Annotated in this window: 16 protein-coding genes; all 16 read right to left on the bottom strand. The window is 61.4% G+C overall.

The features are described from left to right. Positions 1-7: 7 nt before the first annotated feature. The 16 genes from E9536_RS39535 to E9536_RS39460 all read right to left on the bottom strand — a co-directional run bounded on the left by E9536_RS39535 (position 8) and on the right by E9536_RS39460 (position 12,954). Positions 8-937 (bottom strand): hypothetical protein, encoded by a 930-nt coding sequence (locus E9536_RS39535; RefSeq protein WP_136473022.1) that lies wholly within the window; start codon positions 935-937, stop codon positions 8-10. Between the two features lie 99 nt (positions 938-1,036). Further along, on the bottom strand, positions 1,037-2,062 hold the full coding sequence (locus E9536_RS39530; RefSeq protein WP_136473020.1) for an ATP-binding protein: 1,026 nt from the start codon (positions 2,060-2,062) through the stop codon (positions 1,037-1,039). Between the two features lie 118 nt (positions 2,063-2,180). Then, positions 2,181-2,432, bottom strand: coding sequence for a DUF3717 domain-containing protein (locus E9536_RS39525; protein WP_136473018.1), 252 nt, complete (start codon positions 2,430-2,432; stop codon positions 2,181-2,183). A gap of 256 nt (positions 2,433-2,688) precedes the next feature. Then, the gene (locus tag E9536_RS39520; protein ID WP_136473016.1) at positions 2,689-3,153 is read right to left on the bottom strand and encodes a hypothetical protein; all 465 of its coding nucleotides are present in this window, start codon (positions 3,151-3,153) and stop codon (positions 2,689-2,691) included. Positions 3,154-3,167: 14 nt separating this feature from the next. Further along, the gene (locus E9536_RS39515) at positions 3,168-4,688 is read right to left on the bottom strand and encodes a hypothetical protein (protein WP_136473014.1); all 1,521 of its coding nucleotides are present in this window, start codon (positions 4,686-4,688) and stop codon (positions 3,168-3,170) included. Between the two features lie 79 nt (positions 4,689-4,767). Further along, a complete protein-coding gene (locus E9536_RS39510; protein ID WP_136473012.1) occupies positions 4,768-5,178 on the bottom strand; it encodes a hypothetical protein in 411 nt (136 codons plus the stop codon). Between the two features lie 214 nt (positions 5,179-5,392). After that, on the bottom strand, positions 5,393-5,866 hold the full coding sequence (locus E9536_RS39505) for a hypothetical protein (RefSeq protein ID WP_027791995.1): 474 nt from the start codon (positions 5,864-5,866) through the stop codon (positions 5,393-5,395). Between the two features lie 8 nt (positions 5,867-5,874). Continuing rightward, entirely contained in the window at positions 5,875-6,267 is a 393-nt protein-coding gene (locus tag E9536_RS39500) for a hypothetical protein (RefSeq protein WP_136473010.1), read from the bottom strand. Positions 6,268-6,352: 85 nt separating this feature from the next. Then, positions 6,353-6,814 (bottom strand): hypothetical protein, encoded by a 462-nt coding sequence (locus E9536_RS39495; protein WP_136473008.1) that lies wholly within the window; start codon positions 6,812-6,814, stop codon positions 6,353-6,355. Between the two features lie 268 nt (positions 6,815-7,082). Continuing rightward, positions 7,083-7,901 carry a PRTRC system ThiF family protein gene (locus E9536_RS39490; RefSeq protein WP_136473088.1) on the bottom strand — a complete coding sequence of 273 codons (819 nt, stop codon included), beginning with the start codon at positions 7,899-7,901 and terminating at the stop codon, positions 7,083-7,085. Further along, complete coding sequence (locus tag E9536_RS39485) at positions 7,898-8,536, bottom strand: PRTRC system protein A (RefSeq protein ID WP_136473006.1); 639 nt, start codon at positions 8,534-8,536, stop codon at positions 7,898-7,900. Before E9536_RS39485 ends, E9536_RS39490 begins: the two co-directional genes overlap by 4 nt. Then, on the bottom strand, positions 8,533-9,261 hold the full coding sequence (locus E9536_RS39480; protein WP_124680445.1) for a PRTRC system protein B: 729 nt from the start codon (positions 9,259-9,261) through the stop codon (positions 8,533-8,535). Before E9536_RS39480 ends, E9536_RS39485 begins: the two co-directional genes overlap by 4 nt. Before the next feature lie 11 nt (positions 9,262-9,272). Beyond that, entirely contained in the window at positions 9,273-10,418 is a 1,146-nt protein-coding gene (locus tag E9536_RS39475) for a PRTRC system protein F (RefSeq protein WP_136473004.1), read from the bottom strand. Between the two features lie 99 nt (positions 10,419-10,517). Continuing rightward, positions 10,518-10,736 carry a PRTRC system protein C gene (locus E9536_RS39470; protein WP_136473002.1) on the bottom strand — a complete coding sequence of 73 codons (219 nt, stop codon included), beginning with the start codon at positions 10,734-10,736 and terminating at the stop codon, positions 10,518-10,520. A gap of 8 nt (positions 10,737-10,744) precedes the next feature. Further along, complete coding sequence (locus E9536_RS39465; RefSeq protein WP_136473086.1) at positions 10,745-11,197, bottom strand: PRTRC system protein E; 453 nt, start codon at positions 11,195-11,197, stop codon at positions 10,745-10,747. A 77-nt stretch (positions 11,198-11,274) separates the two neighbouring features. Continuing rightward, the gene (locus E9536_RS39460) at positions 11,275-12,954 is read right to left on the bottom strand and encodes a PRTRC system ParB family protein (protein WP_136473000.1); all 1,680 of its coding nucleotides are present in this window, start codon (positions 12,952-12,954) and stop codon (positions 11,275-11,277) included. Positions 12,955-13,352: the final 398 nt, after the last annotated feature.

The following is a 13,352-nucleotide window of genomic DNA, read 5'->3' as shown; positions in this document are numbered from 1 at the left end:
AGCGGCCTCACGCAGCAACCAACAACGACAGGGTCGTCGCCGACTGATCCGGAATCTGGTCAGTCAACGGCGCCGCCGGCGCGCCGCCCATGAAAGCCGCCATCAGCCCTTCGATCTCGCTTGCCTTGCTGGCAACCTGCGACCGGAGCACCCGCGACTCCTTCAGATCCGCCCCGTTGTGCGCGGCGAGATGCTGCTTCGCCTCCGCGAGGATGTGCGCGAGCTTCGGGTCGTCGCTGAAATTCAGCTTCGGCAGCAGGTCGCACAACTCGCGCACATGATTCGCGACGTCAAGACGGACATTGCCAGTCGCGTACAGGCGAGATGCCATCGTCGACACCGCCTCGTACAATCGGCCAACCAGGTCGTTGTTCGCGGTCTGGATCGATGCCATCGCGTGCTCGTCGATCTCCGTGCGCAACGTGGTCAGGACATCGCTCGGCAAATCGACACCGAACTGGCTGGCGTCCGGAAACGGCAGTACGGACAGCTTGACGCCGAACTTGCCCTTCAGCTCGGCCAGAGTCGGGTAGTCCGCCTCGTTGTATAGGGTGTTCATCTCGGCCCTCGCCTGTTCCTTCAGGTCGAGGTAGTTCGTCAGGAAGATCGACACCGCGAGATCGAACTCGTCTTTCATCGCGCGCAGCCGCTCGGCCAGCTCCATATAGACCATGGTCGGCAGCAGCCGCACGCCCAGCTGGTCGTACTTCAGCGTCCGACTGTAGTAGTGCGAGCGGATCCGATTGCCGATCGACACCACTTCGGCGTAGCTCGGCGCGTACTCCGGCAGCAAGCGCTTGTTGAAGCGCCCGATGCCGCGCGTGTGATGGCTTTTCTCGACCTCTTCGGTGACCTTCCCGTCATAGCGACGGGCGACCCACGTGGAAATCGCGACGGACGACAGCATGACCTTGGACTGCAGATCGGTGATGTTCATGAATGGCTCCAGATAGACACAAGATTTCGAGACAAAAAAAAGCCACGGACCGGAATCGGCCGTGGCAATAGGAAAAGGCACTACTTGGTTTGAAGGTGGTTACGCGCCGAGAATGATCTTGCCGATCTCCCCACCTTGTGCGCGAATGAACGCGTGGTGGCTTTGCAGATCGGGCTTACGCGCGATCGAGTCACGCACCAGCACCGCCGTGAACTCACGACGCTCGGCGTCAACGAGGCGTTCCGCGTACTGCAGAACGCGCTCGAAGTTGCCATCGCTCGCCTTGTGCGCGAGCGCCGCAGTGACCGCGTACAGGATGCTGGGCTCGTCCGGGATGACTCCCCGGCTCGGGTCCAACAGGATTGCGTCGACCGACGGTAGCTCGCGGTAGATTGAAAGAAAGCTGATCAGCTCAGCGCCGGCACCTTCGCCGACCGTCGCCTTGATTGCGTCGTTCAGCAAATCGGCCGGAACGGCTGGCATCGTCTTCGCGAGAAAGCCCCATTTCCGGGGACTTGCCGACGCGACGATATCGCGGCTGCTGCGGGCCTCCCAGAGCAGGTCCGGTCGGAAGCGCAGGAACGCGATCAGCTCGGGCGGAACGTTCTGCCGTACCGCCCAGGCCGTCCAGTCGTCGACCTTGGCTTCGAGCTCGACGACCGCCGCGAAGCGCGAGATCAGCGGATCGAGGATCCCGGTGACACCCGCGTTGTCGCTGCGCCGATTCGTCGCCGCGACGAACGTGACGCAGTCGGGCAACTGGTGCTCACCGATGCGGCGTGCGAGCAGCAGTTGCATCTTGGCCGCCTGCACCGCCGGCGACGCCTGCCCGAGGTCGTCGAGAAACCAGACCAGCGGCCGCGTCGCCGAAAGCGCGCGTTCGAGGTCGCCGAAAGGCAAGAATCGAGCATGCCTGCCGTCGGCCGACGGAAACGGCAAACCCTTCGAGTCGGTCGGATCTTCGACAACCGGGTGGCTGATGAGAAGGTCGTGCTCCGCCTCCGCGGTGGCAGCTTCGACGATGTCGGATTTGCCAATCCCAGGCCGACCAGTAATCAGCACCGGAAGGCGCTTCGGGATGTAGGTGGCGAGCAGCTGGGTGAGGCGTGCGGGAGAGAGTTTCATGGGGGCCTTGAATGAAAGAGCCCCACGGGAATCGCGCCCGGCAGGGACGTGACCCTGCAGGGCGATTGAAGATGCCGCGACGCGGCGATTCCATGCGTCCTGAGACGCGAGTTGATGCCTACGAATGAGCGCCGATGAGCGCTGCGGCCTGCGTCGACGTCAGCGATGATCGCGGGATGCACGTCGCGCGGTTCACGATCATGACACCGTAGACGTCGGCGAGAACCCGGGCCTCGGCACAGAGAACGATCAACTCGTCGGACCCGGTCGGCGCCGGCGAGCGGTTGCGCCACACGTTGATTGCCACCTCGATCTCGACGATCGACACGGCATCAGGAGGCAATGGATTGGAAGTTTCAGATTGGTTCACGGGTGACCTCAGAAGTGTCGCCCCGTGAAAGACGCCCGGCGGGACGTGATTCCCTGGGGCTGGAAGTGGCCGCATTGCGGCGGATTCGATGCGTCGGTGACGCGGTGAGTAAAACCAGTGTAGGAGCCGCCATCCTGCGTGCAGGCCGGAAAGATCGACAAATTCACGGGGCTTAGAGACCATCCCGTTCCGAATGGACGAAAAAAAACCGGCGCACGTGGCGCCGGTTGTTCTAAATCGACTGAATGCCCAGCCTTCATGTCCCAAGCAGATCGCCTTGGGAATTCAACAACGGGGCAAGCCTTGCACGAAGCGCGGCATTCTCCTCCCGATTCCGGCGGCGGCGCTCTTCACCCATACCGTTGTGCTTCTCAACGACGTAGATGAAGTAGGTAGGCTTTGCCGGACCACGCCATCCCCTCCACTCGGCCATGATGCGAGCGCGGGTTTCGGGATCACACGCAAAATATGACGCCCGACCAGCACGCCAATGTCGCGCATCCAGATCGCGCATCACTTGCTCGTCTTCGCGAGCCTGCTTCACCCGCCGGGCTTTCTCGGCATCGACGTCCGTTTCTGGAGCCGGCGCGAGTTGATCTGCGAACAGGGGACAGTCTCGCTCCAGCTTCTTGGCAACACGCTTGTGCCGGTTGAGGAATGCCAGTTCCTTACGACGCGTCCACACGTAGTCTTCGTAACGCACCTTTCGATCAAAGCGCATGTTTCACCTCTCGATCAGGCTGCGAGCCGCGTGAGCCGCGACCGCGCATAGTCCAGCGTGCCGTTCTTCGCGTGGAGCGTGCGCTCGTCGGTCGAACCCGGCTTCGCCAACGCGTATCGCGTCGCCGCACCATGGCGAAAGCTTCGGATCTCCGAGTAGCCGTCGGCGATCGCCTGATCAACGTGCTCGACGCCCGTGATCAGCACGTTGCCGTGCGTGCGGTACCGGGCGAAGCCTGCCTGTTTCTTCGCGTCATTGGCGGTCTCTTCGGCGCGACGGTGCGCGCGAGCGGCGTCCTGCTTTGCCTCCCACTCGGCTTGTGCCGCCTCGTCATAGCCGCAGAACGCGAAGATCGCACGCCGCCGGCGCGTCGAGTTCAGGCCGCGCAATGAAACACCGAATTGCTCGCGCAATACACGCTTGCTCTGGTCGTTCCAGCCGGCCGCGTGGTCCAAAACTGACAGCAAAGCGCCAACGTTACGCGCCTCAACATCGGCGGCAAATCGGTTGGCCCCTTCGAACGTCATGCGGCCTCGCTCCAGCTTCGCCATCTCGACCTGCAGGTTGTACTGCCGCAGCGAGATCCGGCCTTTCTGTCGGTCGGCTCCAAGCCTGTCCAGCGACTTTTTCAGGACGGCGTCCCCGATCAGATCACGCAGGCGCTCGGCTACGGGCGACATCGCGGAGCCGACGTCCACCGGACGCTGGTACCGCTCGGGAAGATCCGGCTTGCCGACGAGGCCAGCGGCGAACAGCCGGTCGTCAACCTCCACGTAGGAGATACCGGCCGGCGCGGACTGCAGGGCGGCGACGATACCGGCACCGAGCTCGGCGTCGATCCGCCTTTTCTCGTGACTGTAGATCACCACCGCGGACTGCATGACGTCGTACGGGAGCGTGTTGCGCAGAACTGGCACGTCCAGGAGAACGGGGAACCACTGCAGGTCGTACTCGAAGCGCTTAGCGTCGCCACGATAGTCCGCCAGCACCGAATCAGGAATCGGGTGATCCAGAAACAGCGCATAGGCGACATGAACCTCGTGCCGGCCGTTTACCCCGCCCGAGAGCGAGAGACGCGGCCCTTGCGAGGTGAAGCCGAACAGCGCGTTTGCGACGCGCTCACAGACATCCGGCAGGTGGAAGCGCCGACCGGCGCCACGCACGGCCTCGACTTCAGCCTCGAGCTGCGCGCCGGACAGCATCCACGCCGGCTTCGTCGCCAGCTCGAAGACGAACTGGAAGATCTCCCAGCGCCTGCGCGTGACTTGCCAAGGCTGCAGTTGCCGCCCGTCCCGGCTAAACCAGCGGTCGCGGATTTCTTCGAAAAGCGAGGTGAAGATCGCTTCAGCCGTGCCAGGTTGTCGTACGGTCAAGATCCCGTTGTAGCGGAGGATCGGCATTTCGACGCCACCGCGCGTGAGCGAAATCTCGGTCGTTTCGTAGGCGGACAGCGTTGCGTCGTGAAAAAACACGTGGAATACGTGTGCAAGCGTATCGACGTGGATTGATGCGTCGGGCGTATGGATCGTGTACATCAGTGGTTGTCCTTGCAAAAAGGGGCAACCACCCCATCCGGGCAGTTGCCCCGAATTGGGAGAAAGAGAGGGTGATGCGTCAGTCGATATCGAGCAGGTTCGACACGACCGCTGCGACGGCCCAGGAATGGGAACGCGTCAGCGTCTTGATGCGAATGAGCGGTTGCGTTCGCCAGTGGCCGAAGCCCAAATCTGCATCGCGCCAGACAGTGTCGAGACGCACGATCCACCCTTCCGACTGACCACGCTCGATCGACACGGAACAACGCCGCTTATGCTCATCAGCGACCGGCCATTTGGAAAATGGCTTCCTGCCAAAAACAGCCTCGTTCGCATACATCGCGCGATTGGCAACGGTCACCCATTCCGGCTCGAGCTCGGTAGCACGAAGTGAGTCCTCGATGTATCGAGCGACCTCTTCGACCGTCTTACCTTCGAGTTGGAACGCATCCTGCGACCGCGATGCCGGTCGCTCCAGCACTTCAGACATGGAAACCTCAAATAAAAAGGGCCACACCGAAAGGTGTAGCCCTAGATAGGAAGGCGGCCGCCCAGATGGGCGACCGTCAGTTCGATTTAATGCGTGTGGTGACGCAGAGAACGACGTTGGTCGCGCTCCGCCTTACGACCGCGTTCACATGCGACGATGCCGTAGCCGCAGAACACCAGCGTCAGAAGCAGTGCAACAGGACCGAAGTACATATTCATTCTCCGTTCATGGAATCCATGCCAACGACATAAGTTACCACACCGATCACGACCAGCGCAGCGACGTTCATCGCCGCCCAGATCGAGAACTCCGAGATAGCATGCACGTAGCCGACAACACCGACGATCGACGAGACCGTCAGCGTATGGCAGAACCGTCCGAACTGCTGCCGCTGGTCCTTCGACCAGGATGCACGAACCAGCCGCGCGCCCAGTCTCGAGCGCGGCTTTGGCACAAGCTCGGTCACCGACACCACATCGAAGCTATCGGACGTCGCCTGAACTAGCATCGCCTCAAACCCATCCCAGCTAGCCGTGATCGCCGGAGGAGGCTCCATTTCCTTGACCGCGACCAGCAACTCACGCATAGGGACTGAGATGAAAACGATCTGTTCATCCGGATCGTAGGATCCGCGATCAACCACCGATAAGCCCGAAGGAAATTCGACACGGACATCAACGAATTCCATCGCGCCTCCTATCGCCGGTCGCTATCGAGACCGTCCACGAGCCGCAGGCCGCCAAGCAACGCCTGGTAGCCCTCGTCCGTGTCGAGTTGGGCGAGCGGCACGATGTTGTCGCCGCCGCCCGACAGGTCGCGGTGCCCCCGTCGCGTGCGGAACGACACTGCGACATGCTGACGCGACGCCGAATCCGCAACTTCGAGCATCATCCGGCAGGTGCGCAGCGTCACACGGCAGCCGCGGCCTGCCTTCGCCGGTTCGGCCACCACCTCGTGCTCACCCGCGCGCAACCGCAGATCGCGCGCAACATGACGCAGCATTCGCGTCGCATAGTGGGTCAGCGCAGCATCGGACGCGCCGCCCGCTGCGCGTCGATCCGCGTACAGAACTTTCGGTACCTTGAACATCTTGCCCTCGAAAAGAAAAAAGCGAGGCCCCTAACGGGAACCTCGCTATCCAGGAAGAATCCGGCCAGGCCGGCGATTGAACGGCTCAGCGCGTGATGCGCATGCCGGAAGAACTGCTGACGAGCATCACGCGATCGCCAGGGGCGAAGCGCTGCTCGTCGGACTGAACGACTACCAACGTGCGTCCGGACACCGTGCGCACGACAACCTCAAATCCGGCGTGACGCGCGAGCGATTCCGACAGCCTCTGCGACACGTAGGCAGCGCCGGCGCCGGCGAGCGCGCCAGCGATATATCGGCCGTTGCCACCGCCGATCGTGCGCGAACCGAGAAATGCGCTAACGCCCGCGCTCAACAACGATGCAAGCCCGGAACGGTCGGACTCGCTGCTGATCGTGACACCGCGCACGCTGACGACCGTGGCCGCCTCGATTTCTCCCGCGCGCTGAACGTCGTAGCGCTGGTAGACGTCGGGGGAACCGAAGTCGTACGAAGCGCACCCGGTCAACGAAGCGAGGAGCAGAACGGAGATGAGAAGCTTGAACATGACGATTGCCTCAAAAAAAGAGGGCAATCGCCCGTCAGGGAAATTGCCCTGACAGGGAAGCCAACAGATGGTCGGCGAGAGAAATACGCACGGGCAGAGCCGATGCGAAGGGGTCGATGCGCAGACGCGCGAGAAACAGGATCAGTGTAGGCTCGCGCGCCACCAGCAGCGGCCGGAATCGTCGGGAAAACCGCCCCGCTTTCCTCTGGACGAAAAAAAGCGCCTGCCCGATTGCTCGGGAGGCGCTGGTTCAAGAAATTGCGGAAAGCTACCAAGGAATCTCCGACTTCTTGGGCTTTCCCGCCTTGGCGGTGCTCGTGGCCGCCGGCTCGTAGCCGAATCGCGCCCACGCGGCCGGATCGATCGGAATCGGATTCGTTCTTCCCGTTGCGAGATTGACGAACACGCCCGAATAGGACAGCGACCCAGTGCGGAACAACGTCCAGAGCAGGTTGAACGCCTGCACCGAAATCGCCTGGTTGATGACCAACGACTGCTTGCGCAGCGCGTCGGCCATCGAACAGGATGGCGTATCGTCTCCCTTGTCGTTCTTTGCGACCAGCAGGTCCGGAAACAGATCGCCCACGTGGGGCAACCTGTCGCGCCGATCCCTGCCGAATTCGCCAAGAATGACTTGGCCGCGGTCCGTTTCGTTGCCGCAATCGAGGTAGTAGTGAACCCGACCTCGCTTTGAGGCCTGAACGATGGCCTGCCGCGCGCGCCGTGAATCGACACAACCGACCACGATGTCCGCGTCCAGGCACCCCTTCGAATCCACACGACGCGGCTCGGCCTCCCAGTTCGTCCCCATCAGGTTGTTGAGCCGGTTGACCATCAGGAGCGCCTTGTATAGCCCGACATCGTTCGGATAGAACCCCTGCCGCCCGACGTTCGACTCGCTCACCGTGTCGTCGTCATACACCGTGCACTCAATCCCGCCCGGATGGCCGAGTTCGATCATCGCGTGATGCAGGCGCGCGAGACTGGGTAGAAATGCACTGCCCGTCCCGCCCGCACCCACGACGACGACACTCCACGGGCGACGCAGCAGCTCCGCCGGTATGCGATGTTGAAGCGGCTCGCTCAGCATGAAACCTCCTTTGCAAGCGCTGCGGCCCAAGCTTGAGGCACGTCAGAGAAGTCCTCGAAAATCCCCTTCACGCACAGCCGAAGCACACGCGATGGATCGCGATCGCAGTTGCCCAGCACGAACGCAAACTTCACGTCATACCGATCGTCCTTGTTATCGGTGCTCGAGAAGTACGCCTTCCACTGGCCGTGAGAATGACAGTCAACTACCAGCGACTCTCCCTCGACAAGTTGGGGTCGCTCGTAGTCGAGATGCGAAGGCCCATGCGAAAGTGAATGCACCTGTATCAGCCTGAACTCGCACGATTTCTCGTTCCAAACAATCCACGCACCGACTTCGTTCGGGAATGCCGCGCGCGCCGTCGCATGAAACTCTGTGATCAACGCCGGCGGAACCGGGCCGCAACGCAGTTCCGTCACCTCCTCAACCGCCCCGTACGGAACCGCAGTGAGCGCGTGGTACATAGCGATCCGCCGAACCACGCGAATCCACGGTCGCACGACCTCGAGGAACACCCCGTTCGAACCGACCAACAGGCGTTCGCCTGACCGGATCATCGATTCGACCTGCTCACGCGATGGCACCATCACGGTCGGGAATGACTGCTGCAGCACGGTATCGATGGGATTCATGCTCCCTCCCGACGGATACCGCATGCAACTTCGCCAACGGACCATCCCGTCGGAACCAACGCTTTGAGTGGGAATGCCTCGCCGAACTTTCCGTCGAGCATATCCCGCCAGAACGCATAGATTCCATCCTTATAGTCAACACGCTTACCGCCCGCATTGGGGTGAGTAAAGGCAGATTCGAAGAATCCAGCTTCCCACCCATCGATCGACGCCACATCGACACGTCTTGGCACCTCGGCAGAGCCGATGCAGATCCTTCCTCGATCCCAAGTGTTGAAATACGGGGGTTCGAAGATCGGCGTATCGGCAGCCGGCCGCCCCGAGCATTGAACGGCGAAGACGGCAAAGCCATCGCTCGTCGCGCGGAACACCAGACCAGGATGCGGAACAACCGCGGAACGAGCACCAATCTCCCTGCATTTGAAGAAGACGCGCCGGAGGCCCGGCGGGCACCACCACGTGAGCGAGTCAGCCGACACGCTCAACACCGTCGCGGGCAGAAACTCCGCTCGCGGTGCACTATTCACCGCAAGTTGGCGCAACTTCTCGATCAGCACTGCTCGATCGAGGGGACGACCAGCGCCCAACACCGGCTTGGCATCTCGGCCGGCCATCACGACCGGATGGGCGGTAGCAAAAGTGGCCCCATGGTCGTTCGTGTAGAGCAGAAGCGCGTGGGACAAAACTACATTTGAGCGTGAATCGCCCGATGAAATAGAAGGCATGAACAACTCCGTTAATTGGCGATCTCCGTCACAAGCGTGAGAAGGCGATCGAGGTGTCGAAGAATTTGAAAAGCTAGCGAGAGGTCCGAATACTGCTGTCGGATTGCTTGTGCGTTACCCGCGAGACGTGAAAATCCGCTGTAGACGGTCGAGTCGCCGCTGTTTGCGCAGCAGTCGTAGTGGCGGTCCAACAGTTCACCCACGAACTCGTCCGGGTCCCAGACGACCGAACACGCCGCATACGCCGGGTTGGCCGAATACGCTACGTCGAAGAGGTCGTGCTTGCGCCGGCGCTGGTTCAGCAGCGCGTGAAGTTTGAGCACCTCAGTGCACGCGCGCCGAACGTAACCGCGGGAGCGGTTACGTAATGCCGCAAGCTGCTTCAATGGCAGATGGTTGTGGTGCCATCGTCCGCCGCGATAGAACGAGGGGCGCACGTCCTCCGGACAGATCAATGGCCGAACCGTAGAGGGAAGGTAGTGGTGCCGAGCATCAGCGTCGTCGTCGAACGCGTCACGCAAAAACTCGTCTGCGTCCTCATCCGAGATGGATTCGTCACCATCCCACCACGCGCACGCAAACTCGTACATGAACCAGTCTGGGCAGCGCACCCACAGCGTGCGTGCCCCCGCCCAATCGATTGCCGATGTCACCGCCGCCAGCAACCCTGGATGGGCTTCACGCAGAGCCTGAGCTTTACCCTCAAGGGAATAAACCCACTCATTTGGCAGTTCGATCGTCATAAACAGGGGCGTCGTATCGTCGTCGTCCCACTCGACGTCAATCTCTTTCAAGACATCCCGAACCTCATTGCGATCGAATAGGCGAGGCTCGAATTGCAGTCGCCCGAATGGCTTAGTCTGCCGGCGGAACCACGCAAATAACGCCTGCCGAAAGGCGTCCACCGCGTTCGTCGGGTTGTGCACATCAGCGGCCCGGAGCGGCCCATACTGAAAATGCTTCCTCACGAGCTCGGTTTCTGCCGAACTAGAGCGCCACTGCAGCTTGACCTGCGACGGAATCGCCGGGTCAAACTGCGGAAGCGTCAAAAGATCAGTGGCAGGTCGACGTCGGGCAGCGGCAATGCGTGTCTGTTTCCAGGACGCGCTGGCGCCTCCAGCGACGTTTGAATCAGGCACTCCAGGATCGAAGAACATTTCTTTGATTCCTCGTCATGTAAAAAAACCACCCTTTCGGGTGGTTCCTGTTGGATGAAGGCGCTGTCCGGGTCGGACAGTGCCCTGAGCAACGTGTCCTTACGCATGGGCGCCCTTGGCACCGGCTGCGCGGACGAATTTATAGGCCATCACATCCCCCTTCACTTCCGGGCCGTCGACAGCGGCGGTCGTGAGCTCGGGGTACTGGGCGGTGTACAGATCGCGAACCTGATCCGGCGAAAATGCCGGGCCAGGGTCCAAGAGCGCCATACCGTTGTAGGTGAACTCACGAACGATTGCGGCAATGCTGATAGACATGATTCACCTCACAGAAGCAACGAAGACAGATCCGTGCCAGCCGGCTTTTGCTCGGCAGCTGCGGGCGACGACGTCGACGCGGCCGATGTTGCGGCTGCACCCTCGCCATCTCCATCGTCGGCGTCGTCCGCCGCGGCCGATTGCGCGGCCGCCGGCGTCGACGATTTCGACAGTGCCTTCTGCGCCTTCTTCACCTGCGTCTGCTGCTGCGCTTCGAGAATGGCGTTGGTCGCCTGCACCTGTTCGCCGAGCGACTGGTGCGCAGCGGTAAAGCTGCCGATCGCCGCCGCGAAGCCTTCGTCGAGCTCTGCCGCCGTCGCTTTCAAGATCAACGGCTGTCGCAGCACCGCGTCCTTCCCGCCTGCCGGCGTCAAGAACACGACGACGTTGTTGCCGTCCATCGTCAGCGACAAGACGAGTTTTTCCGCGGAACGAAGTAGCGGTTCGAGTGCTTGAAACATTTGAATCTCCAAAAAAATATGCGCCGCTCGAGGCGGCGCAGAATGTCGATGCGGCTCGGCCATGGGCCGCCCGCTCTTTAGAACTTGAGAACCTTCAGGAGCTTGCCCTCGTAGGTGAAGCCTTCGACGGCGAGCAACGCCGTGATGACATCCGCCTTCGACTTCGAGAACACTTTCTTGAAGTTGTCGCCCATGGCCGCGCGCAGCCCGAGCTCGTCTGCGACCACCATCATCTCGGCCTTGGTGACGAGATCCAGAAACTCTTTATCGAGCTTCCAGTACTGCGTCAGGTCGAGGTTGTGGTGCTTGCAGAGTTGCTTGAGATACGTGACGTCGAGACCTTCGATCGCCGCGACAAACATGCCGGTGACCAGCATCGCAGCTTGCTCATCCGACGTCGCGCAGGCGAGAAGCAGAGCCTTCGGGAGATCGGCCGCAGGAGCCTTCTCGTCCGTCACCTTTTCGTAGACGGATCGGAAAACGTCGTCCTTGATCTGACGCGCATAGCCCGCGAGGACGATTGCGATCAGGTACTGTCGAGCGAGCGCCGCGTTCTTGCCGACGTCGCGACGCAGAGCCTTCCGCCACAGCGCCTCACGGTATTGCTTCACCCGGTCAGATTCCGCGACGACGGATACCGCCGCCGGAGCAGACGTATCGGAACCCGATCCGCTCTTGCCAGCTGCTTTGGCCGAAACCGCCGAACCCTTGGCGTCAGAGGTCGCAGCTTTCGCCGCTGCCTTCTCAGCCGTGATCCGGTCCGCAACCTTGCGCATATTGCACACAGTGTCGAAGCACTGGCCGCGGAAGGTCTTGCCGAGAGAATCCGGCAACCCGCTGACCGCGACGCCGTAGTTCTGGCAGCCGTGGCACGCCTTCGCCTGCTCGGCGCCAACGCCGTTCGCCCCGTCGACTGCAAGTTGAACCCGTGTGTGATTGTCGCCAGCACGCACGATGCGCACGGTCGGGAACTCGTCACGCAAACCCGCGGCCGTGACCTCGAGCTGCTTGTCCGTCTTCCCGTTGTAGCACTGCCGATTCGTGCAATTCCCGGTCGCGATCGACTCGCCGAACATCTCAGATTGCATCGCCGAGTTGTGTGGGCACGCCGCGCAATCGGTTTTGTCGAAGATAGCGGCGGATAGAGAGCATGCCGCGCTCTCGACGAGTTTTCGCACTTCGGTGACGGACTTCTTCTCGGTGATGATCACCGGAAGTACGCGATCCTGATTTTCTTTGGACAGCGCGGCAAGCAGCTCTGCATGACCGAGAAGAATCTGGCGCGTGTTCAAGGCGATGAGGACGTCGTTACTGCAGTTCAGCAGAGCGAGACGGCTGTTGAGCGTGGGAAGGCTCCAGCCGATCCGCCTGGCAGCCTCTTCGCGATCCCCCTGACAGCGGCCGAGAAGGCGCGCCGCCTCGACTGCCTCGTCACCGGGGGACATGTCGTCACGCTGGATATTCTCGGTAAAGGCGATTTCTTCCGCCTCGACCGCGTCAACGTCTTTGACGTTCACCGGCATGTCGTAGTCATCGCCGCGCGTTTCGAGCGCGGCCTTGTACCGACGGCCGCCGGCGATGAGTTCAAAGAATCCGTCGTCGAGCGGACGGACGATAACCGGCGTATCAACACCACGAGCCGAGATCGACGCCTTCATTTCGGCCATCTTGGCGTCATCGAAGTAAGTGCGAGGGTTCCGGCCCAGCTTGATACGGCCGAGCTTGATCGTAGGTTGCTGAAGGGGTGCTTCTTGCATGTCAGGTTCTCCGGAGAGGGAACCTGCCCCCGATCGGGAGTGGTTCCCGATGGGTTTGGAAAGGAATGCCGGCGCTGCCGGCTGAGTCGATGCGTCGAAGACGCGGTAGATGAGGAAAAGATACCGCGTGAATTTTCGGGGGCTCAGCGGAAAGCCCGAAAGAACGAGCTAGCTTTCACCGGTTGCCGATCGCGGCACCCGCAGTGATTGAATAAAAAAAGGCCCGATCAAACGATCGGGCCCTGGTGTAAGAGGATGTCGCGCTACCGCGGGACCTATCCGTGATTTCGTGGGCGGGGCATATCATGAGGTGTAAAAGTCATGGATATGCCAATGAAGAAGAAAAGGCAAACTGTAGCGCGTCAGGCAGCGGCCCGCGGGCCGCTGCCTGAACTGCC

It is taken from the genome of Burkholderia sp. LS-044 (assembly GCF_004803625.1).
GTDB classification, from domain to species: Bacteria; Pseudomonadota; Gammaproteobacteria; order Burkholderiales; family Burkholderiaceae; genus Burkholderia; species Burkholderia cepacia.
This window is presented reverse-complemented; position numbering and strand designations above follow the sequence as displayed.

Coding starts and splice junctions, on each gene's coding strand:
- E9536_RS39535 (WP_136473022.1), bottom strand. CDS start 937: ATGAACATCACCGATCTGCAGTCCAAGGTCATGCTGTCGTCCGTCGCG.
- E9536_RS39530 (WP_136473020.1), bottom strand. CDS start 2,062: ATGAAACTCTCTCCCGCACGCCTCACCCAGCTGCTCGCCACCTACATC.
- E9536_RS39520 (WP_136473016.1), bottom strand. CDS start 3,153: ATGCGCTTTGATCGAAAGGTGCGTTACGAAGACTACGTGTGGACGCGT.
- E9536_RS39515 (WP_136473014.1), bottom strand. CDS start 4,688: ATGTACACGATCCATACGCCCGACGCATCAATCCACGTCGATACGCTT.
- E9536_RS39510 (WP_136473012.1), bottom strand. CDS start 5,178: ATGTCTGAAGTGCTGGAGCGACCGGCATCGCGGTCGCAGGATGCGTTC.
- E9536_RS39505 (WP_027791995.1), bottom strand. CDS start 5,866: ATGGAATTCGTTGATGTCCGTGTCGAATTTCCTTCGGGCTTATCGGTG.
- E9536_RS39500 (WP_136473010.1), bottom strand. CDS start 6,267: ATGTTCAAGGTACCGAAAGTTCTGTACGCGGATCGACGCGCAGCGGGC.
- E9536_RS39495 (WP_136473008.1), bottom strand. CDS start 6,814: ATGTTCAAGCTTCTCATCTCCGTTCTGCTCCTCGCTTCGTTGACCGGG.
- E9536_RS39485 (WP_136473006.1), bottom strand. CDS start 8,536: ATGAATCCCATCGATACCGTGCTGCAGCAGTCATTCCCGACCGTGATG.
- E9536_RS39480 (WP_124680445.1), bottom strand. CDS start 9,261: ATGCCTTCTATTTCATCGGGCGATTCACGCTCAAATGTAGTTTTGTCC.
- E9536_RS39475 (WP_136473004.1), bottom strand. CDS start 10,418: ATGTTCTTCGATCCTGGAGTGCCTGATTCAAACGTCGCTGGAGGCGCC.
- E9536_RS39470 (WP_136473002.1), bottom strand. CDS start 10,736: ATGTCTATCAGCATTGCCGCAATCGTTCGTGAGTTCACCTACAACGGT.
- E9536_RS39465 (WP_136473086.1), bottom strand. CDS start 11,197: ATGTTTCAAGCACTCGAACCGCTACTTCGTTCCGCGGAAAAACTCGTC.
- E9536_RS39460 (WP_136473000.1), bottom strand. CDS start 12,954: ATGCAAGAAGCACCCCTTCAGCAACCTACGATCAAGCTCGGCCGTATC.